The sequence below is a fragment of the Paraburkholderia pallida genome, from assembly GCF_004524855.1.
Lineage (GTDB): Bacteria > Pseudomonadota > Gammaproteobacteria > Burkholderiales > Burkholderiaceae > Paraburkholderia > Paraburkholderia oxyphila.
Genome location: NZ_CP038148.1, coordinates 164,602 through 191,260, shown reverse-complemented (window position 1 = coordinate 191,260; position 26,659 = coordinate 164,602). Strand labels below are relative to the sequence as shown.

19 protein-coding genes are annotated in these 26,659 nt (G+C 64.2%); 15 read left to right on the top strand and 4 right to left on the bottom strand.

What is annotated here, in order from left to right; genetic code table 11:
• Positions 1-89: 89 nt before the first annotated feature.
• Positions 90-506, top strand: a complete 417-nt coding sequence (locus tag E1956_RS00780) for a CopD family protein (protein WP_134746564.1) — start codon at positions 90-92, stop codon at positions 504-506.
• Positions 507-599: 93 nt separating this feature from the next.
• Here the strand turns inward: E1956_RS00780 and E1956_RS00775 are convergent, their stop codons facing one another.
• On the bottom strand, positions 600-1,157 hold the full coding sequence (locus E1956_RS00775; RefSeq protein ID WP_134746562.1) for a nuclear transport factor 2 family protein: 558 nt from the start codon (positions 1,155-1,157) through the stop codon (positions 600-602).
• A 774-nt stretch (positions 1,158-1,931) separates the two neighbouring features.
• On the opposite strand from E1956_RS00775, the gene E1956_RS00770 reads away from it, so the two are divergent.
• Entirely contained in the window at positions 1,932-7,508 is a 5,577-nt protein-coding gene (locus E1956_RS00770; protein ID WP_134746560.1) for a YadA-like family protein, read from the top strand.
• Positions 7,509-7,670: 162 nt separating this feature from the next.
• Here E1956_RS00770 and E1956_RS00765 read toward each other — a convergent pair whose 3' ends face one another.
• Entirely contained in the window at positions 7,671-8,528 is an 858-nt protein-coding gene (locus E1956_RS00765; RefSeq protein WP_134746558.1) for a MurR/RpiR family transcriptional regulator, read from the bottom strand.
• Positions 8,529-8,803: 275 nt separating this feature from the next.
• On the opposite strand from E1956_RS00765, the gene edd reads away from it, so the two are divergent.
• From edd to E1956_RS00745, 4 genes are all read left to right on the top strand, one after another.
• Positions 8,804-10,705, top strand: coding sequence for a phosphogluconate dehydratase (gene edd / locus E1956_RS00760; protein WP_134746556.1), 1,902 nt, complete (start codon positions 8,804-8,806; stop codon positions 10,703-10,705).
• A 71-nt stretch (positions 10,706-10,776) separates the two neighbouring features.
• Complete coding sequence (gene eda, locus E1956_RS00755) at positions 10,777-11,418, top strand: bifunctional 4-hydroxy-2-oxoglutarate aldolase/2-dehydro-3-deoxy-phosphogluconate aldolase (protein WP_134746554.1); 642 nt, start codon at positions 10,777-10,779, stop codon at positions 11,416-11,418.
• 411 nt (positions 11,419-11,829) lie between these two features.
• Entirely contained in the window at positions 11,830-13,191 is a 1,362-nt protein-coding gene (locus tag E1956_RS00750) for a GntT/GntP/DsdX family permease (RefSeq protein WP_134746551.1), read from the top strand.
• 80 nt (positions 13,192-13,271) lie between these two features.
• A complete protein-coding gene (locus E1956_RS00745; protein WP_134746549.1) occupies positions 13,272-13,775 on the top strand; it encodes a gluconokinase in 504 nt (167 codons plus the stop codon).
• 123 nt (positions 13,776-13,898) lie between these two features.
• Here the strand turns inward: E1956_RS00745 and purB are convergent, their stop codons facing one another.
• Entirely contained in the window at positions 13,899-15,287 is a 1,389-nt protein-coding gene (purB, locus tag E1956_RS00740) for an adenylosuccinate lyase (RefSeq protein ID WP_167759953.1), read from the bottom strand.
• A gap of 262 nt (positions 15,288-15,549) precedes the next feature.
• Between purB and E1956_RS00735 the strand changes: the two genes are divergently transcribed.
• The 7 genes from E1956_RS00735 (at position 15,550) to E1956_RS00705 (ending at position 23,198) form a co-directional block, all read left to right on the top strand.
• The gene (locus E1956_RS00735) at positions 15,550-17,373 is read left to right on the top strand and encodes a tetratricopeptide repeat protein (RefSeq protein WP_167759952.1); all 1,824 of its coding nucleotides are present in this window, start codon (positions 15,550-15,552) and stop codon (positions 17,371-17,373) included.
• Positions 17,374-17,406: 33 nt separating this feature from the next.
• Positions 17,407-18,357, top strand: a complete 951-nt coding sequence (locus E1956_RS00730; protein ID WP_134746543.1) for a LysR substrate-binding domain-containing protein — start codon at positions 17,407-17,409, stop codon at positions 18,355-18,357.
• A gap of 224 nt (positions 18,358-18,581) precedes the next feature.
• Positions 18,582-19,880, top strand: coding sequence for a Glu/Leu/Phe/Val family dehydrogenase (locus E1956_RS00725; protein WP_028216186.1), 1,299 nt, complete (start codon positions 18,582-18,584; stop codon positions 19,878-19,880).
• Positions 19,881-20,083: 203 nt separating this feature from the next.
• Positions 20,084-20,977 (top strand): glutamate/aspartate ABC transporter substrate-binding protein, encoded by an 894-nt coding sequence (locus E1956_RS00720; protein ID WP_134746541.1) that lies wholly within the window; start codon positions 20,084-20,086, stop codon positions 20,975-20,977.
• A gap of 81 nt (positions 20,978-21,058) precedes the next feature.
• On the top strand, positions 21,059-21,799 hold the full coding sequence (locus E1956_RS00715; RefSeq protein ID WP_134746539.1) for an amino acid ABC transporter permease: 741 nt from the start codon (positions 21,059-21,061) through the stop codon (positions 21,797-21,799).
• The gene (gltK, locus tag E1956_RS00710) at positions 21,799-22,476 is read left to right on the top strand and encodes a glutamate/aspartate ABC transporter permease GltK (RefSeq protein WP_134746537.1); all 678 of its coding nucleotides are present in this window, start codon (positions 21,799-21,801) and stop codon (positions 22,474-22,476) included. Before E1956_RS00715 ends, gltK begins: the two co-directional genes overlap by 1 nt.
• Positions 22,473-23,198, top strand: coding sequence for an amino acid ABC transporter ATP-binding protein (locus E1956_RS00705; protein WP_134746535.1), 726 nt, complete (start codon positions 22,473-22,475; stop codon positions 23,196-23,198). Before gltK ends, E1956_RS00705 begins: the two co-directional genes overlap by 4 nt.
• A gap of 151 nt (positions 23,199-23,349) precedes the next feature.
• Here E1956_RS00705 and E1956_RS00700 read toward each other — a convergent pair whose 3' ends face one another.
• Positions 23,350-24,258, bottom strand: coding sequence for a class II glutamine amidotransferase (locus E1956_RS00700; protein ID WP_134746533.1), 909 nt, complete (start codon positions 24,256-24,258; stop codon positions 23,350-23,352).
• Between the two features lie 300 nt (positions 24,259-24,558).
• On the opposite strand from E1956_RS00700, the gene pyrC reads away from it, so the two are divergent.
• On the top strand, positions 24,559-25,614 hold the full coding sequence (pyrC, locus tag E1956_RS00695; protein WP_134746531.1) for a dihydroorotase: 1,056 nt from the start codon (positions 24,559-24,561) through the stop codon (positions 25,612-25,614).
• A gap of 53 nt (positions 25,615-25,667) precedes the next feature.
• Positions 25,668-26,606: a DUF3025 domain-containing protein gene (locus E1956_RS00690; RefSeq protein ID WP_232071332.1), complete on the top strand. Its 939-nt coding sequence runs from the start codon at positions 25,668-25,670 to the stop codon at positions 26,604-26,606.
• Positions 26,607-26,659 lie beyond the last annotated feature (53 nt).

Sequence of the window (26,659 nt, the reverse complement as noted above, 5' to 3'; positions counted from 1 at the left end):
GCGCTGCGTGTGCCACATAAGGCACGCGCATCTCACCACGCCCTGCGCAGTTCCCGTATTCACTACGCCGATAACAACAAGGATCGCCGATGCTCTGGGTCAAGACGTTTCACATCGTTCTGATCGCCTCGTGGTTCGCGGGCCTGTTCTACCTGCCGCGTATCTTCGTGAATCTCGCGATGGAAACCGAGCCCGCGGCCGTCCGGCGCCTGCTGATCATGGCGCGCAAGCTCTATCGCTTCATGACGCTGATCGCCGTGCCCGCGCTGCTCTGCGGGCTGTGGCTGTGGCTCGTGGTGGGCATCGGGCGCGGCCAGGGGTGGATTCACGCGAAAGTGGGCGTCGTGGTCCTGCTCATCGTCTATCACGCGTATTGCGGACGTTTGCTCAAGACCTTCGAGCGCGGCGAGAACCGCCGCTCCGACAAGTGGTACCGCATGTTCAACGAGCTCCCGGTGCTCGGCATGCTGGCGGCGGTGGCGCTGGTCGTCATCAAGCCTTTCTGACACCCACTTTTTTCCCTTCCTTCCTCGATGGGCGGCCCGTTGCACCGGAGTTAGCGCTGTAGTGCTCACTCCGGTCCCATGCATCAGGGATGCTCAGATGCTGCCCGATTCATTGCGGCGCATGCGCGCACCCACGACGCGCCAACCGTCATCCCGCTTTATGAACACGTCGGCAAAACGGTATTCGATCGGCCGATAGCCCTGCGCAGGCGTATAGCGGTTGATCCCGGTGACGACGGCCACGTCGCCGAGCACCTGAACGCGCACATCTTCCAGCACTTGCGAGCTGCCTTGCGGCTGCGCGACCGCGGCGAGCATGTCGCGCTTCGTGCGATGCGTGCCATTAGGCAGGACTTCGAAGAATTTATCGTCCAGCAGATCGTTGAGCATGGATCGGTCGCCGGCTGCTGCTGCCTGGGTCCACTGGTGTTCGAGGATCTGCAGTTGGATGGCTTCGCTCGTGACAGGCGCTTTGGAGACGGAGGCAAAAGCGGCGTTGGCTGCCACGCACGCGGCTACGAGGGCGAACAGATGTTTCATGACGTTTCCTATGTTGATGCGGCGGACCAGATGGTTCGCAAAGACGGGAAACGATCGAATGATCACCAGCAATGGCTGGCTAAAGACGCGCAGAGCGCGAAGGCCGCGCATGACACCTGGGGCGTTGTGTCTGCGTTTCCCGACATAAAAAGTGTATTTATCTTACGGGTCGTCAGACATAGGACGAATCTCAAAACCAGTGCGCGAGGAAACAATCCACGTCGGAAATATGCAACACGATCAATATGCGACATTTCGTCGCGATGCGCTGACAATGGGGCTCATTTGTCAAATTGAGTGCGCTGGTATTTTCAGGTTAGATATCTGAATTATGGGGCGAATGGCCTTTTGTTTTGCAGAATATTCCTGGTGTCAACGGATAAGCATGAGAATTTGTAGGATTGCGCTGACAAATAATTGTGCTTGTCGTATTGGTCATGAATATCGATTGCCTCATCGAGCGATAATTTTCAGTTGAATCTGTAGTCCATTGGGCTATTTCTTGCTCGATGGCCATGCCTGATTTGAGTGATTTGTCAGGATCCGTTAGTGCGCCCGTGACCTTGTTTTGTGCGGCTCTAGCGCCTTTTGACGTGGTTAATTTCTTTGGGAATTTTCTTATATTCGCTGTTTTGCCTGGTTAATAGAGTTACGCCTTGTTAATGCCTCTTGGGCATTTGGGTGAAGCTGAAGGTTCTCAGTTAATTCTGACAGCGCTAATTGTGTTGCCCATCGGAAAAGCGAGTCTTCATCGTCATATCGGATGGCGAACTTTCCGGCTCAAGGGAATTGCATTCGGGCGTTTCTGAATCCGCCCGCAATGCGCCTGCGTGGACTGCGTAGGCGTCGGTTGGGATCCCGTCTTTAATCAAGGTAAGGCAGAGAATGAACAAGACATACCGATCAATCTGGAACGAGTCCACGGGGACGTGGGTCGCCGTGCAGGAAAACGCACAGGCACGTAGCAAGAAGTCTTCGACGCGCGGATCGCGCGTTACGGTCGCCGTGGTTGGGGTGGGCTCCGCACTGGCTGCTTCGGGGGCCTTCGCGCAAGCCACTGTCGGGAACGGGGGAGTCGAGCTATGTGCAGCCAATCAGTCGACGGCTGGCGCCGCCTACGGCTTTAAATCCAGCACGACGAACCTGAACTGTACCGGAAGCGCCAGCGCACCCGCATTCGCATTTTCGCTGAACAATGCAAGCGATACCACCGGCGGCAACGGCTTCAGCGCTTCGACCGCCCGCGTGACGGGCTATTCGAACGGCCTGCTCGAACTCAAGGGCACGGGCGACATCAGCATGCTGAACACCGTCACCATGAACGGCAACAAGATCACGAATCTTGCGGCCGGTACGGTGAGCGGCACGAGCATGGATGGCGTCAACGGTTCGCAGTTGTACGGCCTTGCGAATTCGACGGCAAGCGTGTTCGGCGGCGGCTCGACCGTGAATGCCGACGGCTCGGTCAGCAAGCCGACCTATACGGTTGCGGGAACGACGTACACGGACGTCGGGTCGGCCCTCGATGCCATCAACGGCACGTCGGGCGGCAACGCGGTCCAGTACGACACGCCGGCACACGATTCGGTGACGCTGGGCGGCTCGGCAGCGGCCTCGCCGGTGGCGCTGTACAACGTGGCCAACGGCAATGTGGCGGCTGGCAGCACGGATGCCGTGAACGGCGGCCAGCTGTTCGGCGTGAGCCAGGACGTCACCAACATCAACAACGAAATCACGAAGGTTCACAACACCCTGACCACTGCTGGCTACGGCGCTCAGGCGACTTCGGACGATCCGAAGGGCTACACCTTTGGGGGCTTCATTACCGATGCGAGCGGGAATGTGAGCAATCCCGCCGTGCTCTACGTGCCGAACACCATTGGCACGGCGAATTCGCAGATCGTGCTGGATCCGGGCCAAGGCAACAGCGCGTACTTCGTGAATGGCGATCGCAGCCAGGGCTATTTGCCGAATGGCACCGTTATCAGCAACGTTGCAAGTGGCATCCAGCAGACCGATGCCGCCAACGTTGGCCAGGTGTACGACATCGTGTCGGCCGCCACTGGCGGTGGCAGCTCCAGGCTGCTGAGGGCCGGTGCGGCGTTGAAGGCGTCGTCGGGATCCGGTGTGAATACTTCCGGGCTGAACAGGGTTTACAGTTCCCTCACTACTTACTTGCAGGTGAGGGGGCTCGCCAACAACAACGGTAGTGCGTCTGCTACAGACGCGTCTGAGGCGCTTGGGGACGGCTCGATCGCAATCGGCTCACAGGCTCAGGTGGACACAACGGCAAGCGCTGGTGCAGCCATCGGTGTGCAGGCGCACGTGACCAAGCCCGATGCGGTTGCGCTGGGTTCTGGCTCCGTGGCGAATCAGGCCAACACGGTGTCCGTGGGTAATGACGGCACGACGTCCTATTCGGCGATGGATGCAAACGGCAATCTGATCACGATCCAGAACCCGGCGAATACGCGCCGCATTGTCAACATGGCGGCCGGCCAGGGCGATACCGATGCGGTGAACGTTTCGCAGCTCAAGGGTGTGACGGATGCGTTGGGCGCAGGGGCGACCGTGAACGCAGACGGGTCGATTGCCGCGCCGAGCTATGCCGTGGCAGGCGGTAGTTATACGGACGTGGGTTCCGCGTTGACGGCCATGGATGGCCAGGCTCAGGGGCTTTCGAATAGCGCAGTGAAGTACGACACCTCGGCGCATGACAAGGTGACCCTTGGTGGTGCCGGCACCACGAGTGGCACGGTTGCGCTGACGAACGTGTCGAACGCCGCGCTGAACGCGTCGAGCACGGATGCGGTGAACGGCAGGCAACTGTTCGAGACGAACCAGAACGTGTCGAACCTCTCGGGCGATGTAACGAACCTGTATGGCAAGGTGGCGGACGCGGTGCTGTACGACTCGTCGTTGCACACCTCGGTGACCTTCGGTGGTACGGGCGCGCCGGCGGTGGCACTGCACAACGTCGCAAACGGTGTGGTGAGCCTGGCGAGCCTGGACGCGGTGAACGGCTCGCAGCTTTACGGTCTGGCATCGAGCACGGCGACGGCGCTGGGTGGCTCGACCTCCGTCAATGCGAACGGCTCGATCAGTACGCCGACTTATAACCTTTCCGGCTCGACCTACACCGATGTCGGATCGGCACTGACTGCCATCAACGCAAAGGCGAGTGGCGGTTCTCCTGATGCCGTGATTTACGACACGCCGGCGCATGACAAGCTGACGCTTGGTGGTGCTGGCACCACGAGCGGCACGGTTGCGCTGACGAACGTGTCGAACGGTGCGCTGAACGCGTCGAGCACGGACGCGGTGAACGGCAGGCAGCTGTTCGAGACGAACCAGAACGTGTCGGATCTGTCGGGCGTGGTGACCAACATCGCGGGCGACGTGACGAACCTGTATGGCAAGGTGGCGGACGCGGTGCTGTACGACTCGTCGTTGCACACCTCGGTGACCTTCGGTGGTACGGGCGCGCCGGCGGTGGCACTGCACAACGTCGCAAATGGCGTGGTTAGCCTGGCGAGCCTGGACGCGGTGAACGGCTCGCAGCTTTACGGTCTGGCATCGAGCACGGCGGCGGCGCTGGGTGGCTCGACCTCCGTCAACGCGAACGGCTCGATTAGTGCGCCGACCTACAACCTTTCGGGTTCGACTTACACCGATGTTGGTTCGGCGCTCGACGCAGTCATGGATGTAGCGAAGGGTGGCAGCCCGGACGCAGTGATCTATGACACGTCGACGCATGACACGCTGACGCTTGGTGGGACAAAGGCGACCGCGCCGGTTGCATTGACGAACGTGAAGAACGGCGTGCTGAATGCGTCGAGCACCGATGCGGTGAACGGGGCACAGTTGTACGCGCTGGGTGCGATGACGGACAGCTCGGGCAATATCACGAATGCGTTCGTTGCGTACGACGACACGTCGAAGACCAAGATCACGCTGGGCGCCGAAGGTGCGAGCACGCCGACGGCGCTGACCAATGTCGCCAACGGCACGCTGAGCGCGGAGAGCACGGATGCGGTGAACGGTGCGCAGCTGTTCGAGACGAACCAGAACGTGTCGAACCTTGCGGGTGATGTGACCAGCATCGCGGGCGACGTGACGAACCTGTATGGCAAGGTGGCGGACGCGGTGCTGTACGACACGTCGGCGCACGACTCGGTGACTTTCGGTGGTTCGGGCGCGTCGCCGGTGGCACTGCATAACGTGGCAAACGGATCGGTGGCCAACGACGCGGTGAACGTCGCGCAGCTCCAGGCAATGGGCGCGAACATCGACAGCTCGGGCAATGTGACGAACGCGTTCGTAGCGTACGACGACACGTCGAAGACCAAGATCACGCTGGGTGCCGAAGGTGCGAGCACGCCGACGGCGCTGACCAATGTCGCCAACGGCACGCTGAGCGCGGAGAGCACGGATGCGGTGAACGGTGCGCAGCTGTTCGAAACGAACCAGAACGTGTCGAACCTCGCGGGTGATGTGACCAGCATCGCGGGCGACGTGACGAACCTGTACGGCAAGGTGGCGGACGCGGTGCTGTACGACTCGTCGTCGCACAACTCCGTGACCTTCGGTGGTACGGGCGCGTCGCCGGTGGCGCTGCACAACGTGGCAAACGGTGCGGTGAGCGTAACGAGCAACGACGCGGTGAACGGTTCGCAGCTCTACGGCCTGGCCAACTCAACGGCCAAGGCGTTGGGCGGCCAAACGACGGTCAACACTGACGGCACGATCAGTACCCCGACCTATGTCGTTCAAGGCAGTTCGTTCCACGACGTCGGCTCGGCACTGGACGCAGTCGTAGCCTATGCGGGCAGTGGTTCGGTCGACGCGGTGATGTACGACACATCGGCGCACGACAAGATCACGCTCGGGGGCGACAATGCCAGCAGCGCGGTCAAGCTGACGAACCTCGCGAATGCCACACAGGCCAGCGACGCCGTGAACCTCGCCCAGCTCCAGGCGATGGGCATGACCGTCGACACCTCGGGCAACGTGACGAACGCCTTCGTCGCCTACGACGACACGTCGAAGAACTCGGTGACGTTCGGTGGCGTGGGCGCGACCGCGGGCGTGGCGCTGCACAATGTTGCGGCCGGCGCGCAGGATCTGGATGCTGTCAACGTTGCACAGTTGAAGGCAGCAGGCCTGAACGTCGATACCTCGGGCAATGTGCTGAACGCCTTCGTGGCCTACGACGACACGTCGAAGTCGTCGATCACGCTGGGTGGTCTCGGTACGACCACGCCGGTTGCCATCCATAACGTCGCGAACGGAGCGGCAGCCAACGACGCGGTGAACGTCTCGCAACTCCAGGCAATGGGTGCGATCGTGGACAGCTCGGGTAACGTGACGAACTCGTTCGTTGCTTACGACGACTCCACGAAGGGCTCCGTCACGTTCGGTGGCCTCGGCTCGACCACGCCGGTCAAGCTGCACAACGTCGCGGCGGGTGCCGTTACGGCAAACAGCACGGATGCGGTCAACGGCGCGCAGCTGTACAACGTCGCGTCGAGCACGGCCGACTCGTTGGGCGGTGGTTCGACGGTCAACTCCGACGGTTCGATCTCGGCGCCGACGTACAACATCGGCGGCAACAGCTACACCAACGTCGGTAGTGCGCTCACGAACATCGATGGCCGCGTGACGAACATCGAGAACACGGTGACCAACATCGCGGGCACGGTGGCCAATGCGGTTCAGTACGATACGTCGGCACACGACAAGATCACGCTGGGCGGCACGGACGCATCGACGGCGGTGAAGCTGACCAACCTGCAGGACGGTGAGCTCTCTGCCAGCAGCACGGACGCGGTCACGGGCGCGCAGTTGTACGCGACGAACGTTGAGGTCTCGAACCTGAACCAGGCGATTCAGAACATCAACATCACCGGTTCTGAATACATGTCGACCAACTCGACGAGCGGCCCGGCTTCGGCCACGGGCACCAACTCGATCGCGGCGGGCGGCGGTGCAACGGCTTCGGGTGCGAACTCGACGGCGATGGGCGACAAGGCCTCGGCCACGGGCAACAACTCGGTCGCGCTGGGTGCGAACTCGGTGGCGGACCAGGACAACACCGTGTCCGTGGGCTCGGCAGGAAACGAGCGCCGGATCACGAACGTTGCGAACGGCGTCAACGCGACCGATGCGGTGAACGTGGGTCAGCTCCAGAGCGGCTTGAATGCGCTCCAGGGCAACGTCAACTCCGTGGCGCGTAACGCCTACGGCGGCGTCGCGGCGGCAACTGCGCTGACGATGATTCCGGACGTCGATCAGGGCAAGACCATCGCGGTTGGTGTGGGCACGGCCAACTTCCAGGGCTACCAGGCCGTGGCGCTCGGCGCATCGGCTCGCATCACGCAGAACCTCAAGGTGAAGCTGGGCGGCGGTTATGCCTCGGGTGGCGGTGCAACGTACGGCGGCGGTATGGCGTACCAGTGGTAAGCGTCTGATGGCGATCCAGGAGCGGCGCAGCCGCTTCTGGTGAGCCCGGATTCTTGTCATTGCCCGGCCGCGTAGTTCAGGCCGAAACGCAAAGCGGACTCCTTCGGGAGTCCGCTTTTTATTTTGGCGCGAGATTTTCGGTGCGCCCGGCGTGCGGCGCGTTCAGCCGTTCGCGTCCAGCCTCCGCCGCGCAATGATGTCCTTCGCGCCGGCGAGCTTTTCCGCAAGCTCAGGTCCACGCTGCAGCGCCACGCCTACCGCAAGAATGTCGCCTATGGCGAGATGTGACGTGCGCGAAGTCATCGGCGAGAACACGTCGGTGTCTTCGTCGACGTTCGCGTGCAATCCCACGCTCGCGAGGCGTGCGAGCGGCGAAGTGCCGTGCGTGATGGCAATGACCTTTGCGCCCCGGTCGAGCGCCGTTTGCGCCGCATCCACCACATCGCGTGTACGCCCCGTATTCGAGATGGCGACGACCACATCGCCCGGCCCGAGCAGCGCCGCCGACATCAGGAAGGTGTGCGGATCCGAGTAGGCGACGCTCGGCATGCCGAGCCGAAAGAACTTGTGCTGCATATCCTGTGCCGCGATGCCTGAGCCGCCCGCGCCATAGAATTCGATGCGCGAAGCCTTGGCGAGCAGGTCGATGGCGGCCCCGAGCGCGTCCGTGGAAAGGTTGTTGCGCACCTGCACGAGTGCGCCGATCGTCCGGTCGAGCACCTTTGCGGCGACGCCGGGCACCGGTTCGTCCGGGCGCACGTCGCGGTAGACGGCGGGCATCTCCGTGGGCAAATCGCCGGCCACGGCCTGGGCGAGCCGGATCTTGAACTCGCGAAAGCCCGAAAACCCTAGCGCGTGGCAGAAGCGCGCGATGGTCGGCTGGCTCACGCCGGCGCGCTGGGCGACCTCGGTCATCGAAAGGTCGAGCAGCTCGCGCGGCGCCTCGACGATGTAATCGGCGAGCTTGCGCTCGGAGGGGCGCAATTGCTCGCGCATGGCCTTCACCTGGGACAGCAGCATCGGGAAACTCGCACTATGCTGAAAGATCCGTGGACTATAGCGGATCGATGGATATGTACAAAAACTACAAGAATCGACGTAAAGATGCAAGGCGGGTTTAACTGATGCGAGGGAAATCCCGGTAAATGCGGGAATTTTCAGCGTTCACATGATTCAATCTCAGGGCAAAACCGGGATTGCGATCTTGTAGTTTTTCTACTAACATCGCTCCATCGCTGACCGGATCGCGTGATGCGTCCCCGAGCGCCCCGCGAGATAAAAAGGAAGGAGATTCGATGGTTTCCCCGCATTCGCAGTTGATGAAGGTCACGCGGCGCGTGATCGAGCGCAGCAAGCCGACGCGCGAGGCCTATCTCGCGCGCGTCGCGGCGGCGCAGGACCGTTTCCCGGCGCGCGGCGCACTCTCGTGCGCGAACCTCGCCCACGGCTTCGCCGGTCTCGAGGGGCGCGACAAGATCGCCATCAAGGCGATCCGCGAACCGAACGTCGGCATCGTCTCGGCGTATAACGAGATGCTTTCGGCCCACGCGCCCTACAAGGATTTCCCCGAGATCATCAAGAAGGCGGCCCGCGAAGTCGGCGGCGTCGCGCAGTTCGCGGGCGGCGTGCCCGCAATGTGCGATGGCGTCACGCAGGGCAACGCCGGCATGGAGCTGTCGCTGTTCTCGCGCGAAGTGATCGCGATGAGCACGGCCGTTGCGCTCACGCACAACATGTTCGACGCGGCGCTGTGCCTCGGCGTGTGCGACAAGATCGTGCCGGGGCTCTTGATCGGTGCGCTGCAATTCGGCCATCTGCCCACGATTTTCGTGCCCGCCGGTCCGATGACGAGCGGTATTTCGAACGACGACAAAGCCAAGGTGCGCCAGAAATTCGCGACCGGCCAGTGCGATCGCGAGGCGCTGCTCGAATCCGAGGCCGCCGCGTACCACGGCCACGGCACCTGCACGTTCTACGGCACGGCCAACAGCAACCAGATGCTGATGGAAATCATGGGCCTGCATCTGCCGGGCTCGGCCTTCATCCATCCGCACACGCCGCTGCGCGACGAGCTCACTGCCGCAGCCGCGCGCCGCGTGCTCGAGCTGACCGTCGAACGAGGCAACTACACGCCGATCGGCCACGTGGTGGACGAGAAGGCCGTGATCAACGGCATCGTCGCGCTGATGGCGACGGGCGGCTCGACCAACCACACGCTGCACCTCGTGGCGATGGCGCGCGCGGCGGGCATCCTCATCGACTGGAACGATTTCGACGAGCTGTCGGCCGCGGTGCCGCTGCTCGCGCGCGTCTATCCGAACGGCAAGGCCGACGTGAATCATTTCCACGCGGCGGGCGGCATCGCCTTCCTCGTGCGTGAGCTGCTCGACGGCGGTCTGCTACACGAAGACGTGAAAACGGTGGCGGGCGAGGGCCTGCGTCACTACACCGAAGAGCCGAAGCTTCTCGACGGCAAGCTCACGTGGGTGCCGGCGGTCGAGAAGAGCGCCGATACGGCCGCGCTGCGCCCGCTTCCCGAGCCGTTCCAGCCGGACGGCGGTCTGCGTCTGATGCAAGGCCGCATCGGCCGCGGCGTCATCAAGATTTCGGCGGTGGCGCCCGATCATCGCCTGGTGCGCGCGCCGGCCGTGGTGTTCGATTCGCAGGAAGCCGTGCAGGAAGCGTTCGACCGCGGCGAGCTCGAGCGCGATTTCGTGGCCGTCGTGCGCTTCCAGGGCGCGCGTGCCAACGGCATGCCGGAGCTGCACCGCCTCACGCCGCTGCTCGGCGTGCTGCAGGACAAGGGCTTCCACGTAGCACTCGTGACTGACGGGCGCATGTCGGGCGCGTCGGGCAAGGTGCCGGCCGTGATCCACGTCTCGCCGGAAACGCTGCTGCACGGGCCGATCGGCAAGGTGCGCGACGGCGACATCGTCGTGATCGATGCGGTCGCGGGCGTGCTCGACATCGAAGTGGACGAGGCGGAATGGAACGCGCGTCCGGTCGCGCTACCCGCCCATCAGGAGAGTAACGAAGTGGGCTTCGGCCGCGAGCTGTTCGGCGTATTCCGCGCCGCTGCCGCACCCGCGGAGCTGGGCGCGTCGGTGTTCGGCCCGCTCGTCGGCGAAGTGCCGGCCGCGTCGCACGCGAGCGCGTCGGCGGCCACGCCGGTGGCCGCGTCACAAACGACGCACTGAGCGGCACACTGCTCGACGCACTGAGCGACAAACTGAGCGACAAACTGAATTCATCATCAAGGAGCCTGATCATGGCAACAAGCACGGTGGCCGACATTGTCCGCCTCGGCCCGGTGATTCCGGTGCTGGCATTCGATACGCCCGAGCAGGGCGAGCACGTTTCGCGCGCGCTGCACGCGGGTGGCGTGAAGGTGCTGGAGATCACGCTGCGCACGGCGGCGGGCCTCGAGGCGATCGAGCGCGCGGCGAAGATCGCGCCGGATATCGTCGTCGGCGTTGGCACGATCACGAAGCCCGAGCACTGCGCGCTCGCGAAAAAGGCCGGCGCGCAGTTCGGCGTCTCGCCGGGCCTCACGCGCGACATCCACCAGGCGTCGCTCGACGCGGGCCTGCCGCTGCTGCCCGGTGTCATGACGCCGTCCGACATCATCGCGGCAATGGAGTTTGGCTACGAGATCGTCAAGTTCTTCCCGGCGGTGCCCGCGGGCGGCATCAACATGGTGCAGGCTTTCCACGGCCCGTTCCCGACGCTCAAGTTCTGCCCCACCGGCGGCATCACCGCCGAATCCGCGATCAACTTCCTCGCGCTGCCCAACGTGGTCTGCGTGGGCGGTTCGTGGCTCACGCCGAAGGCCGCAGTTGCCGCCCAGGACTGGGCCGAGGTGACGCGCCTCGCGCACGCCGCGAGCGAGCTGGCGCGCCCGGTACGCTGATGTCGCATGCGGTGGATGGCATTCCGGGCGTTCAGGCCCTGAATGCCAGCGCTGCGCAAGTGACTTGAACGCTGGTCTCAACTCGAGCTAAAGGCAACTAACTGACGAACGTTTGAAGAAGATCGGCGTGCCGCGCAGGATGGCTTGGCCCATCCGGGTTGGTCCATTGGGCTGGCCCGTCTGGACCGCGCTTTGTCCTGTCGGATCCACGAGCCGCGCAGGCCGCGCCCTTTGGCGCATGGCCTGCGCGGCTCGCTCGTCTTTCGCTCGCTTTTCAGGCACATGGCGCCGAAAGCCGCTATAACCTCTACAATCTCGGCCCTTCGAAGGCCGGCCCCTTCCGCGTGCCAGGCACCGACGTTCTAGTGTTGCCGCGGAAGGACAATGAACAACTAACTGGAGAAGAGCCTCATGGGAGTGGCCCACGGCAGCATGCTGCTGATTTATGCGCTCATCGCGATTGCTGCGCTGATCTTCATGATCACGCGCTGGAAGGTCTATCCGTTCCTCGTCCTGATCATCGTTTCGCTGCTGCTCGGCCTCGCTGCCGGCATGCCGATGGATCAGATCGTCAAATCGTTCGAAACCGGCAACGGCAACACGCTCGGTCACATCGCGATCGTGGTGGGTCTTGGCACCATGCTCGGCAAGATGATGGCGGAATCGGGCGGCGCCGAGCGCGTCGCCACGACGCTGATCCGCTGGTTTGGCGAGAAGAACATCCACTGGGCGATGATGTTCGTCGCCATCATCGTCGGCTTGCCGGTGTTCTTCGAAGTCGGCTTCGTGCTGCTGATTCCGATCGCGTTCAATGTCGCGAAGCGCACCGGCAAGTCGCTGCTGCTGGTCGGCTTGCCGATGGTGGCGGGGCTGTCCGTCGTGCACGGCCTGATTCCGCCGCACCCGGCCGCGTTGCTCGCGGTGCAGGCCTATCACGCCGACATCGGCAGGACCATCGCCTACGGCCTGATCGTCGGGATCCCGACCGCGATCGTTGCCGGCCCGCTCTTCGCGCTGCTCATTCATCGCGCGATCAAGTTGAACGAGAACAATCCGCTCGCCGCGCAGTTCATCGGCGACATGAAGATCAAGTCCGATAGCGAATTGCCGAGCTTCGGCATCACGCTGTTCACGATCCTGCTGCCCGTGATCCTGATGCTGATCGGCAGCTGGGCCGACCTCGTGTTCACGCCCAAGACCCTGCCGAACAATCTGCTGCGCTTCGTTGGCACCTCCGATGTCGCGCTGCTGATCGCCGTGCTGGTGAGCTTCTGGACCTTCGGCGCGCGACGCGGTTTCAACCGCGCGCAGATCCAGAAGTTCTGCGGCGACTGCCTCGCGCCGATCGCGGGCATTACGCTCATCGTGGGCGCGGGCGGCGGCTTTGGCCGTGTGCTGATGGATAGCGGCATCTCGAAGGAGATCGTCGGCGTGGCGCAGTCGGCGCATCTTTCGCCGCTGCTGTTCGGATGGTTCGTCGCGGCGCTCATTCGTCTCGCGACCGGCTCGGCCACCGTTGCCATGACGACGGCCTGCGGCATCGTCGCCCCGGTGGCCGCCGCGAGCGGCGCGGCGGTGAGTCCCGAGCTGCTCGTGCTCGCGACGGGTTCGGGCTCGCTGATCTTTTCGCACGTCAACGATGGCGGCTTCTGGCTGATCAAGGAATACTTCGGCATGACCGTCGGCCAGACGTTCAAGACCTGGTCGCTCTGCGAGACGATTATTTCGCTGATGGGCCTCGGGCTGACGTTTGCGCTGGCGACCGTGGTGTAAGGCGCAACGATGTTGCGACCATGTTGGATGTGGCCGGGGGCCGTGCTGAAGCGGCCACTCCGGTCGACAAGGAGCAGTCAATGATTCTGATCGCAATGGGTGTGTCGGGTGCGGGCAAGACGCGCATCGGCGAGTTGCTTGCCGAGCGCCTGCACTGTAGCTTCACCGACGGCGACGCCTTCCATAGCGAAGCCAACAAGAAGAAGATGCACGACGGCATCCCGCTCACCGACGACGACCGCTGGCCGTGGCTGCGCACGATCCGCGAGGCGATCGAGGAAAAGCAGCGCGCGCACGAGACGGCCGTGTTCACGTGCTCGTCGCTCAAGCGTTCGTATCGCGCGATTCTGCGCGGCAGCGACCGCGACGTCTGCTTCGTGTACCTGAAGGGCACCTTCGCGGTGCTGCACGAGCGCCTCGCGTCGCGCACGGGCCATTTCTTCGATCCGTCGCTGCTGCAAAGCCAGCTCGACACGCTCGAAGAGCCGGGCGCGGATGAGGCGATCGAGGTCAGCATCGCGCTCACGCCCGAGCAGATCGTCGATGAAGTGATCAAGCAACTGGCAACGCGCTACGCGACTTGATCGTCGGGCACGCCGTCCAGCGCGGATGCAAAAAAGGCGCTTCGTTCGCGATGAACGAAGCGCCTTTTTGCTGCGTGTGGTTCGCGCCGACGCAGCAAATGCCGCCGGCGCCACGCAATGTGCTTACGAAATGCGCTTGGCCAGTTCCGCCGCCTTGCCGATATATGACGCGGGCGTCATCTCGAGCAGACGCTGCTTCGCGTCTTCGGGAATCGCGAGGCCGCCGACGAAGGTCTGCAGCGCTTCGCGCGTGATGCCCTTGCCGCGCGTGAGCTCCTTCAACTGCTCGTACGGGTTCTCGATGCCGTAGCGGCGCATGACCGTCTGCACCGGCTCGGCCAGCACTTCCCACGTGGCGTCGAGGTCATCGTTGAGGCGCTGCGGGTTCACTTCGAGCTTGTCCAGACCGCGGATCAGCGCGTCGTACGCGAGCAGCGAGTAGCCGAACGCGACGCCGATGTTGCGCAGAACGGTCGAGTCGGTGAGGTCGCGCTGCCAGCGCGAGACCGGCAGTTTATCGGCGAGATGGCGCAGCGTGGCGTTGGCGAGGCCGAGGTTGCCCTCCGAGTTCTCGAAGTCGATCGGGTTGACCTTGTGCGGCATCGTCGACGAGCCGATTTCGCCGGCCTTGGTCTTCTGCTTGAAGTAGCCGAGCGAGATGTAGCCCCAGACGTCGCGGTCGAGGTCGAGCAGGATCGTGTTCGCGCGCGCGATGGCGTCGAACAGCTCCGCCATGTAGTCGTGCGGCTCGATCTGGATCGTGTACGGGTTGAAGGTGAGCTTCAGGCGCTGCTCGACGACTTCCTTCGAGAACGCTTCCCAGTCGAATTCCGGATATGCCGAGAGGTGCGCGTTGAAGTTGCCGACGGCGCCGTTCATCTTGCCGAGCAGCTCGACCTTCTCGATGCGCTGGATCGCACGTGCGAGACGCGCGGCGACGTTGGCGATTTCCTTGCCGAGCGTGGTCGGGCTCGCGGGCTGGCCGTGCGTGCGCGAGAGCATCGGCTGGTCGGCGTGCGCGTGCGCGAGCTTCACGAGGCGCTCGTAGACCGAGCGCAGCGCCGGCAGGATCACGTGCTCGCGGGCGCCCGCAAGCATCAGGCCGTGCGAGGTGTTGTTGATGTCTTCCGAGGTGCAGGCGAAGTGGATGAATTCGCTCGCGCGCTCGAGTTCCGGCTGGCCCTTCACCGATTCCTTGAGCCAGTACTCGACGGCCTTCACGTCGTGGTTCGTCACGCGCTCGATGTCCTTGATGCGCGCGGCGTCGTGCGCCGTGAAGTTCTCGGCCAGCTTGAGCAGGAACTGCTCCGAGGCGGGCGAGAAGCGCGGCACTTCCGCGAAGCCGGCTTGCGAGAGCGCGATCAGCCAGTGGATTTCGACGGTCACGCGGTTGCGCATGAACGCGGCTTCCGAGAGCCAGTCGCGCAGGGCTTCGGTTTTCGACGCATAGCGGCCGTCGAGCGGAGAGAGCGCGTTGAGCGCGAAGAGCGTATCGGGACGAGTGTCGGACATGATGGGGACGTAACGTGTGGCGTTACGATCAGAAAGGAAGCGGGGGGAACCGCACATTTTATCACCACGCTGTCAGGGGCCGGAGCGATTGCCCATGCTGAGCGCGACGAGGTGCGGGCTCAGGCTAGCACTATTCCGCTCGTGGCCGCGTGGGCCACTTCGGCGTGGGCCATCCCGGTGACTTAATGCGATGGCGATATACGAGACGGGGATAGAGTGCTGCGTCCTGCCGCTACGGCAGCTTCCCGTTTCTCCACGTCGCATGAACCACGATTCCCCTTCGGGGCAGCACAATGAGATCGCCACGCTCCTCGAAACCGGTCTCGCGCATCACCGCGCGGGGCGGCTCGACGACGCGCAGGCGTTCTATCGGCGCATTCTCGAACTGCAGCCCGATCATCCCGCCGCGCTGCATTACTCCGGCGTGCTGGCGCTCGGTCAAGGCGACCACGCGCGGGCCGCTCAGTTGATGGATTGCGCGCTCGCGCAGTCGCCCGGCGACGCCGAATTGCTGGGCAACCGCGGCGTGGCGGCGGCGCGGATGGGCGATCATGCCGCTGCCGCCGCGCTGCAGCGCAAGGCCCTCGAGATCGCGCCCGACTTCCCGAACGCGCACAACAATCTCGGCAACGCGCTGATGGAGCTCGGCGATCTCGTCTGCGCGGAACAGCACTACAGGCGCGCGCGCGCGATCAACCCGCGCTCGGCGCATTTCGCGTTCAATCTGGGCCGCGCACTCGAGAAGGCCGGACGTGCGCCGGAGGCGATCGCGCAATATCAGGACGCGCGCGCCCTCGCGCCGGACGACACGCAAACGCTCATGCATCTCGGCAAGCTCCTGCGCGCGGCCGCGGAGCCCGCGCAGGCGGCAGCCTGCTTCGAGCGGATCGTGCTGCACGAGCCGGAGAACGCCAATGCGCACTTCGAGCTGGGTTACGTCTACGATGCGATGCACCGCTACGAGGAAGCGATTCCTCACTATCAGCGCGCCGTGGCGCTCAGGCCTGAGGCCGCTGGCGCCGTGAACAATCTCGCGTTCGCCCTTACGGCGCTTGCACGCTACGACGAAGCGGAGGCGTACTATCGCCGCGCACTCGAGCTCCGGCCCGGCCTGCCGGAATCGTTGTTCCAGCTCGGCATGCTGCTGCTGCGGCGTGGCGAATATGCCGAGGGCTGGCCGCTCTTCGAGAACCGCAAGACCACGACGACCGGCAAGCCTAACTACCGCAAGCGCTCGTGCGCCGAATGGCAGGGCGAGCCGCTTGCGGGCAAGCGCTTTCTGATTGTGCGCGAGCAGGGCGTGGGTGACCAGATCCAGTTCGTGCGCTACGCGGGTCTGCTTGCCGGGATGGGCGCGCAGGTCCACGCGTGGGTCGCGCCGGAACTCGCCTCGCTCGCCGCGACGGTACCGGGGGTTGCGCGCGTGCTCGACGCCGCGCCCAGCGACGAAAGCATCGCCGCGCACTACGACTACTGGTGCGATGTGATGAGCCTGCCGCTGAAGTTTCCGGGCCGGCCGATCTATGCGCCGGTGCCCTACATGCGCGCCGACGCCACGCAGGCCTCTGCCTGGCGTGAGCGGGTAGACGCACTGGCGGGCGGTGCGCGGCGGCGCATCGGGCTCGTCTGGGCCGGCAACCCGCGCCACCATTTCGATGCGTTCCGCTCCTTGCCGCTCACGGCCCTGTTGCCGCTTGCCGCGCTCGAGGGCAATGCGTGGTTCGCCATCCAGAAGGGGCCGGGCGCGGCGCAACTCGCTGATGTGTCGGGCCGCTGGCCCCTGCATGCGCTCGGCGACGAACTTGACGATTTCGCGAGCACCGCCGCACTCATCGAAAGCCTCGATCTCGTGATTACCGTCGATACCTCGGTCGCGCATCTCGCGGGCGCGCTCGGCAGGCCCGTGTGGGTGCTGCTCGCCGCGCAGCCCGACTGGCGCTGGGGCATGGGACGCAGCGATTCTGTCTGGCACCCGTCGGCGCGCGTGTTCCGGCAACCTGCGCTTGGCGACTGGAGCGCGGTGGTAAGCGCGCTGGAGGCTGCGCTTGCGACCGAAAGCGACCCAGCGGGGCGCGCGCGGGCCTAGAATGCGGACTTCTCATCCGCACAGTGGCTCCGCATGGAACTCAAATGGCTCGAAGACTTCGTTTCGCTCGCGGAAACGCATAGTTTCAGCCGCTCGGCCGAACTGCGGCACGTGACGCAGCCGGCGTTCTCGCGCCGCATTCAGGCGCTCGAAGCGTGGCTCGGCACCGAACTGATCGATCGTTCGGTCTATCCCACGCGGCTCACCTCGGCGGGCCAGGTTTTTTACGAGCAGGCGCTCGCGATGCTTTCGCAGTTTCACGAGGCGCGCACGCTGCTACGCGGCCACACCGACACACCTGCCGCGACGATCGAATTCGCGGTGCCGCACACACTCTCGCTCACCTATTTCCCGCGCTGGCTTCAGCGCATCGAAGCGAAGCTGGGCCGGATCCATACGCGCCTGCGCGCGCTGAACGTGCACGACGCAGTGCTCTCGCTCGTGGAGGGCGGCTGCGATCTCGTGATGGGCTATCACCATCCGAGCCACCCGGTGACGCTCGATCCCGCGCGCTACGACACGCTCACGCTCGGCATCGAACCGATCAGCCCGTACTCCGCGCCGCAGCGCGCGGGCCGCGCGCGCTACACGCTGCCCGGCACGGCCGAAGCGCCCACGCCGTATCTCTCCTATACGCCGAACGCCTATCTGGGCCGCATGACCGAGGTGATCGTCGCCAATGCGCCGACGCGGCTGTACCTCGACCGCGTCTACGAGACCGACATGGCCGAGGGCCTCAAGGCGATGGCGCTCGCGGGACACGGCATCGCGTTCCTGCCGCACAGCGCCGTGGAGGACGCCGTCGCGCAAGGCAAGCTGATCCGGCTCGATCGCGGCACGCGCGGCGTGCCCGAGGGGCAGTTCACGCTCGACATGGAGATTCGCCTCTACCGCGACAAGCTCGCCTCTCAAGGCAACGACGCGCGCGAGGCGCTCGTGCGCGCGCTGTGGGACGTCGTGAGCGACGAGGTCGCGCGCGCTTAGCAAGCGCTTTGCACGTCGCGCTTGGCACGACGCCTGGCACGCGCTCAGAACGGCCCGCTTGCGGGCCCGGAGCTTGCTGCGCCGTCAATACGGTTGTCCGCGACACATTCTTTCGATTTCGGGAACGTTATGCACGAAAAGCATAACGGGATGACCAAACGGCATTGGATTTCGTGTGGGTGTTTTCTGACAATGGCACCACTTCATCGACAGCTGGAGCATAAATGTCCTCCCAAACGCAGTCTGCAGTGTCTTCGGTTCCGTCTTACCTTCACGCGGACGATCTCGGTCCGTGGGGCAACTACCTTCGTCAGGTCGACCGCGTAGCGCCGTATCTCGGCTCGCTCTCGCGCTGGCTCGAGACGCTCAAGCGTCCGAAGCGCATCCTGATCGTCGACTGCCCGATCGAACTCGATAACGGCACTGTTGCGCACTTCGAAGGCTATCGTGTCCAGCACAACGTTTCGCGCGGTCCCGGCAAGGGCGGCGTGCGTTACCACCAGGACGTTACGCTCTCCGAAGTGATGGCGCTGTCGGCCTGGATGTCGGTGAAGAACGCGGCAGTGAACGTGCCGTACGGCGGCGCGAAGGGCGGTATCCGCGTTGACCCGCGCACGCTTTCGCGTGGTGAGCTCGAGCGCGTAACGCGCCGCTACACCAGCGAAATCGGCATCATCATCGGACCGAACACCGACATTCCCGCGCCGGACGTGAACACGAACGAGCAGATCATGGCGTGGATGATGGACACGTACTCGATGAACCAGGGCCAAACGGCCACGGGCGTCGTGACGGGCAAGCCCATCTCGCTCGGCGGCTCGCTCGGCCGTCGCGAAGCAACCGGCCGTGGCGTGTTCGTCGTGGGCTGCGAAGCAGCGCGCCGCAAGGGTGTGTCGATCGAAGGCGCACGCATCGCCGTGCAGGGCTTCGGCAATGTGGGTGGCATCGCCGCGCGTCTGTTCCAGGAAGCGGGCTCGAAGATCGTCGCCGTCCAGGACCACACGGGCTCGCTCTACAAGTCGACCGGCCTCGACGCAGCGGCGCTGCTCGAGCACGTCGCGAAGACGGGCGGCGTGGCGGGCTTCTCCGGCGCGGACATGCTCAGCAACGAAGAATTCTGGACCATCGAAACCGATATCCTGATTCCGGCCGCACTGGAAAACCAGATCACCGAACACAACGCGGGCAAGATCCGCACGAAGATCATCGTGGAAGGCGCAAACGGCCCGACCACGACGGCCGCCGATGACATCCTGCACGACAAGGGCGTCCTCGTGATTCCTGACGTGGTCGCGAACGCGGGTGGCGTGACCGTTTCGTACTTCGAGTGGGTGCAGGACTTCTCGAGCTTCTTCTGGACCGAGTCGGAAATTAACGAGCGTCTCGAGCGCGTGATGCGCGAAGCGTTCACGGCAGTCTGGCAAGTCGCGAGCGAGCAGGGCGTGTCGATGCGTACCGCGGCGTTCATCGTGGCATGTAAGCGCATCCTGATGGCGCGCGAAATGCGCGGCCTGTACCCCTGATCGACGAGCAAGGCGCCCACGCCGAGCGAGCCATCTTGCTGCGGTAAAAGTTACGCTTTAGACCGTTGCTGAAAAAGAGCGGGCGGCCCCCAAAAGGGGCCGCCCGCTTTTGCATTTCACGGCTGCAACGCCAGGGTCCACCTTAATTCTTTCAATAGAATTACTTTGCTACACTGGCGGCGATTCTTGCCAAGGAGATCAAGATGAAAATCAAAAAGGCCGCGCTCGTTCTCGCCACCCTCGGTTTCGTTGCTGCGAGTGCCTGGGCGCAGGACTCGGGGACGCTCAAGAAGGTCAAGGATACGGGCGTGATCGTGCTGGGCCACCGCGAATCGTCGATTCCGTTTTCGTACTACGACGACAAGCAGAACGTGGTCGGCTACTCGCAAGAATTCGCGATGAAGATCGTCGAGGCGGTGAAACAAAAGCTCAACATGCCTAACCTCAAGGTCAAGATGGTGCCCATCACCTCGCAGAACCGCATTCCGCTCGTGCAGAACGGCACGATCGACATCGAATGCGGCTCCACGACCAATAACGCCGAACGCCAGCAGCAGGCCGCCTTCACGAATACGATTTTCGTGATCGGCACGCGCCTCATGACGAAGAAGGATTCGGGCATCAAGGATTTCGCCGATCTCAAGGGCAAGACCGTCGTGACGACGGCGGGCACGACGTCCGAGCGCATCCTGCGCAAGATGAACCAGGACAAGAGCATGGGCATGAACATCATCAGCGCGAAGGACCACGGCGAGTCGTTCATGACGCTCTCCACGGGCCGCGCGGTGGCGTTCATGATGGACGATGCGCTGCTCGCGGGCGAGCGCGCGAAGTCGAACAATCCGGGCGATTTCGTGATCGTCGGCACGCCGCAATCGCGTGAGGCATACGGCTGCATGCTGCGCAAGAACGACCCCGAGTTCAAGAAGGTCGCCGACGAGGCCATCGCGAAGGTCGAGACCTCGGGCGAAGCCGACGCCATCTACAAGAAGTGGTTCGAATCGCCGATTCCGCCGAAGGGTCTCAACCTGAACTTCCCGGAAAGCGAAGACATGAAGGCGCTCTTCAAGAGCCCGAACGACAAGGCAATCGACTGATTCAGGGCACCAGCCTGATCGGCGTGTAAAACGGAACGGAAGAAGCCGCGCTTCTTCCGTTCTTTTTGTTGGAGGCTCTTCATGTCCTACCACTGGAACTGGGGCATTTTGCTCAGCCCGGTCTCGACGGGCGAACCCACCACCTATCTCGGCTGGCTCATCTCGGGCCTCTGGGTGACGGTCTCGGTGTCGCTTTGCGCGTGGGTGATCGCGCTCATCGTCGGCTCGTTCTTCGGCGTGCTGCGCACGTTGCCGAACAAATACGCCGCCGGCGCGGGCACCGTTTATGTCGCGATCTTCCGCAACATCCCGCTCATCGCGCAGTTCTTCATCTGGTACTTCGTGCTGCCGGAAATCGTGCCGCCCTCGCTCGGCAACGCGTTCAAGCAACTGCCGCCCGGCGTGCAGTTTTTCTCCGCGTCGGTCATTTGCCTCGGGCTCTTCACGGCGGCGCGCGTGTGCGAGCAGGTGCGCTCGGGCATCAACGCGCTGCCGCGCGGTCAGCGCGCCGCCGGTTACGCGATGGGCTTGACGCAATGGCAAACGTATCGATATGTACTCCTGCCGGTTGCGTACCGCATTATCGTGCCGCCGCTCACTTCCGAGTTTCTCAACATCTTCAAGAACTCGGCGGTCGCCTCGACGATCGGCCTGCTCGATCTTTCCGCACAGGCGCGCCAGCTCGTCGACTACACGGCGCAAAGCTATGAGTCGTTCATCGCGGTCACGCTCGCCTACGTGCTGATCAACCTGATCGTCATGGCGCTGATGCGCTGGGTCGAAGCGAGATCCCGGCTACCCGGCTATATCGGAGGCAAGTGATGCATCATTTCGACTGGAGCGGTATTCCGGGCGCGCTGCCGACCTTGTGGACCGGCGCTGTCGTCACCTTCAAGATCACGGTCTGCGCGATCGTCGTGGGGATTCTGTGGGGGACGCTGCTCGCGCTCATGCGCCTGTCGGGCGTGAAGCCGCTCGCATGGTTCGCCCAGGGCTACGTCACGGTATTCCGCTCGATCCCGCTCGTGATGGTCCTGCTGTGGTTCTTCCTGATCGTGCCGCAGTTGCTGCAGAGCCTGCTCGGTCTGTCGCCCGACATCGACATCCGTCTCGCTTCGGCGATGATCGCGTTTTCGCTGTTCGAGGCCGCGTATTATTCGGAGATCATCCGCGCGGGCATTCAGGCGGTGCCGCGCGGGCAGGTGAATGCGTCGTTCGCGCTCGGCATGCGCTATGGCCAGGCGATGCAATACGTGGTGCTGCCGCAGGCGTTTCGCGCGATGGTGCCGCTCCTGCTCACGCAGGCCATCGTGCTCTTTCAGGACACCTCGCTCGTCTACGTGATCAGCCTTGCCGACTTCTTCCGCACCGCCACCAATATCGGCGATCGTGACGGAACGATGGTCGAGATGGTACTGTTCGCGGGCGCATGCTATTTCGTGGTCTGCGTGATCGCGTCGAGCCTTGTGAAAGGTCTTCAGAAAAAGGTCGCAAGATGATTTCAATTAAGAACGTTTCGAAGTGGTACGGCCAGTTCCAGGTCCTGACCGACTGCACGACGGAAGTGAAAAAGGGCGAGGTGGTGGTGGTGTGCGGGCCGTCAGGCTCGGGCAAGTCCACGCTCATCAAGACCGTCAACGGGCTCGAGCCGTTCCAGCAGGGCGAGATCCTCGTGAACGGCCAGTCGGTGGGCGACAAGCGCACCAATCTCTCGAAGTTGCGCGCGAAGGTGGGCATGGTGTTCCAGCACTTCGAGCTGTTCCCGCATCTGTCGATTACCGAGAACCTCACGCTTGCGCAGATCAAGGTGCTCGGCCGCAGCAAGGACGAAGCCATGCAGAAGGGCCTGAAGCTGCTCGACCGCGTGGGCCTGCGCGCGCACGCCGACAAATACCCGGGCCAGCTCTCGGGCGGTCAGCAGCAGCGCGTGGCGATCGCGCGCGCGCTTTCGATGGACCCCATCGCGATGCTGTTCGACGAGCCTACCTCCGCACTCGACCCCGAAATGATCAACGAGGTGCTCGACGTGATGGTGGAGCTCGCGCAGGAAGGCATGACCATGATGTGCGTGACGCACGAAATGGGCTTCGCGAAGAAGGTCGCGCACCGCGTGATCTTCATGGACAAGGGCTTTATCGTCGAGGACGACCAGAAGGATGCGTTCTTCGCCAGCCCGAAGTCGGACCGCGCGAAGGACTTTCTCGCGAAGATTCTGCACTAGGCGTCTGCACCACGCGTCTCGCTAGACGCGCAAGGCATGAAAAAACCGCGCAGGCTTTCGGGCCTTGCGCGGTTTTTTTCGTTTGGGCGGCGAGGGCGCCGCGCACGTCTTGCGCGCGTCGGAGCGGCGTCACGCCGGCATTATCGTCGCGTCATTCGCCCCAGGTCTGCAAGGCGGCAACGGCTTCCGGGTCCACCTCGCCTGGCTGGGCCACGCGCGACGCGCTGGCCGAGGCATCCGTCGAAGGATTCCTGAGCTTGTCGAGCACCTTTTGCGGCACCGGCACGCTCGTGCGCGCGACGACATCGCCGTGCTGGAACATCAGCAGGTCGCCGGGGGCGAAGCGCGTCCAGACTTCGTTGTCGGTGAGCGGCGCAGTGGCGATCACGGACACGCGGTCTTCGGGCGTGGTGTACTCCGCGAAGTCGATCGAGACATCGGCGTCGACCAGATGCGCTGTAGAAAACGGCCAGCTGCGCACGAGGTAGTAGAGATGCGTCGAGCAATGCGCGAACAGCGCCTGGCCGTTCGACAGCAGGAAGTTGAACACGCCGAACTGCGTGATCTCGCGCGTGAGCGACTCCAGTGTCGCGAAAAGCTCCTCGAGCGGCGGCTGAGATCCCGGAAAGGCCTTGCGCAGCCCTTCCAGCAGGGTGCAGAAGGCCCGCTCGCTATCGGTGGTGCCGACCGGCTGGTAGACGCCCGACATGACCGGATTGAAGTCCTGCAGGTCGCCGTTGTGCGCGAAGATCCAGTGGCGGCCCCACAGCTCGCGCTGGAACGGGTGGGAGTTCTCGAGCGACGTGTGCCCTTGCGTGGCCTTGCGGATGTGCGCGATGGTGTTGCGCGACTTGATCGGGTAGCGCTTGACCATCTCGGCGATGGGCGAGCGCGCCGAGGCCTCGTGGTCGATGAAGAGGCGGCAGGCCTTGTCCTCGAAGAATGCGATGCCCCAGCCGTCGGCGTGGTGGTCGGTGGCGCCGCCGCGCGCCGCGAATCCTGTAAAGGAGAACGTGACGTCCGTTGGCGCGGCGCAGTTCATTCCGAGAAGTTGGCACATGGTGCTTATAGTACGTAATACGGGTACCCGGTACGGCGTATGAGGCAGGTCGCGCGACCCGGTACAATGATGATTTTCCAAGCATATCACCGGGCCGCGGCGCGCCAATACGAAATTTGTCGGATGCATTCCCGGCTGACGCGAAAGCGCGCCAGCGGGACATTCGCGCGTGGCGGCTGTCGTGCGCGCGCGACGCCGCACCGGCCGTTTCACCGCCTCGCCGCCTCGTTGCTTCGCAGCCCGAGCTTTGCTGGCCCATATCGCTGTCCGATCATCCGCTGCGCAACGCGCCTACTAGCCATGAACGCTTCCACTCCCACGACTCTCACGCTCGCCCGCCCCGACGACTGGCACCTGCATGTGCGCGACGGCGCGATGCTCGCGGCGGTGCTGCCGCATACGGCCCGCCAGTTCGGCCGCGCGATCATCATGCCGAACCTGAAGCCGCCGGTCACGACGACCGAGCAGGCCGCGGCGTACCGCGAGCGCATTCTCGCGGCACTGCCCGCGGGCGCGAAGTTCGAGCCGCTGATGACGCTCTATCTCACCGACAACACGCCGCCCGAGGAAATCCGCCGCGCCAAGGCGAGCGGCTTCGTGCATGGCGTGAAGCTTTACCCGGCGGGCGCGACCACCAACTCGGACGCGGGCGTGACCGACATCCGCAAATGCGCGCCGACGCTCGAGGCGATGCAGGAAGTGGGCATGCCGCTGCTGGTGCACGGTGAAGTGACGAACGCCGACATCGACCTGTTCGACCGCGAGAAGGTCTTCATCGACCGCGTGATGATCCCGCTGCGCCGCGACTTCCCGGCGCTGAAGGTGGTGTTCGAGCACATCACGACGAAGGATGCTGTCGATTACATTCGCGCGGATCACGCGGCGCCTGGCCTGCTGGGCGCGACGATCACGGCGCATCACCTGCTGTACAACCGCAACGCGATCTTCCAGGGCGGTATCCGTCCGCATTACTACTGCCTGCCGGTTCTCAAGCGCGAGACGCATCGCGTGGCGCTGGTCGAGGCGGCGACGTCGGGCGATGCGCGCTTCTTCCTCGGCACGGACAGCGCGCCGCATCCGAAGGGCTTGAAGGAGCACGCGTGCGGTTGCGCGGGCTGCTATACGGCGCTGCACGCGCTCGAGCTTTACGCCGAGGCGTTCGACAACGCCGGCGCGCTCGACAAGCTCGAAGGCTTTGCGAGCTTCTTCGGCGCCGACTTCTACAGCCTGCCGCGCAGCGCCGAAACGGTCACGCTGCGCCGCGAGCAGTGGACGCTCCCGGCGGAAGTGATGGCCGGCGACGCGCCTGTCGTGCCGCTGCGTGGCGGCGAGACGATCGGCTGGAAGCTCGATTGAGCGTTGCGATGCCCGGCGTGGCCAGCCAGGCGGCGGTCGATGCAGACACACCGATGCACACGGTCGCGCCGCGCCGGACCTTGCCCGAGGGCAGTTTCGCCGACATCGACTGGGCGCGCCCCTGGTTCGCCCAGCACGCGGTGCGCGGCCGGCGCTGGCAGCAGGCCGCGCTGGCAAGCTACGCGCGCTATCTCGACGAGCTGAACGCCGACGCCCACGCCGCGCAGCATCGCACGGGCCGCGGCCAGACGCTCGGCTTCATCGCGCAGGACGATCTGCCGGAGGGGGCGTCTTACGAGGCGCACATCGCCGCGACGGGATGCGTGCCCACGCGCCACAACCTCCACGACTTCTTCAATGCGCTTGCCTGGTTCGCGTTCCCGCGCATCAAGGCGACGCTCAACGCGCGCCAGGCAGCGGCGATCGACGTGCTGGGCGTCGGGCCCACGCGCGGCGGCGTGCGCGACGCGCTCACGTTGTTCGACGAAAACGCCGTGCTGTTCGCGAGCGCCGATCCGGCGCTCACACAGGCGCTACGCGGCTTCGACTGGCGCACGCTGTTCGTCGCGGGGCGGGCGGCATGGGAGACGGCGGACGGCGCGACGGCAGGGACGGCAGGGACGGCAGGGACGGCAGGGACGGCAGGGACAACGGCCGCCGTGGCGCACGACTTGACGCATAGCCCGGCGCGCTGCGAAGTGCACGTTTTCGGCCATGCGCTGCTGGAAAAGCTGATCGCACCCTATGCGGCGTGCACGGCGCACGCCTGGGTGGTCGACGTGCCGCCTGCGTACTTCGCGTGGCCGCGTGCGCAGCGCAACGCCTGGCTGGATGAAACGATCAGCGCGGCGCTTGCAGCCAACGCCCATCTGAATGGGCGCAGCTTCTCGCCGCTGCCGGTGCTGGGCATTCCGGGCTGGTGGGCGCCCAACGAAGACCCTTCGTTCTACGACGACGCTGCAGTTTTCCGTCCGGGACGGCGTGCGCGCTGAGTGCCCGACGCCTCGCGCGTCCGGCGCGATGCATCGACCCGTGCTAATATCGC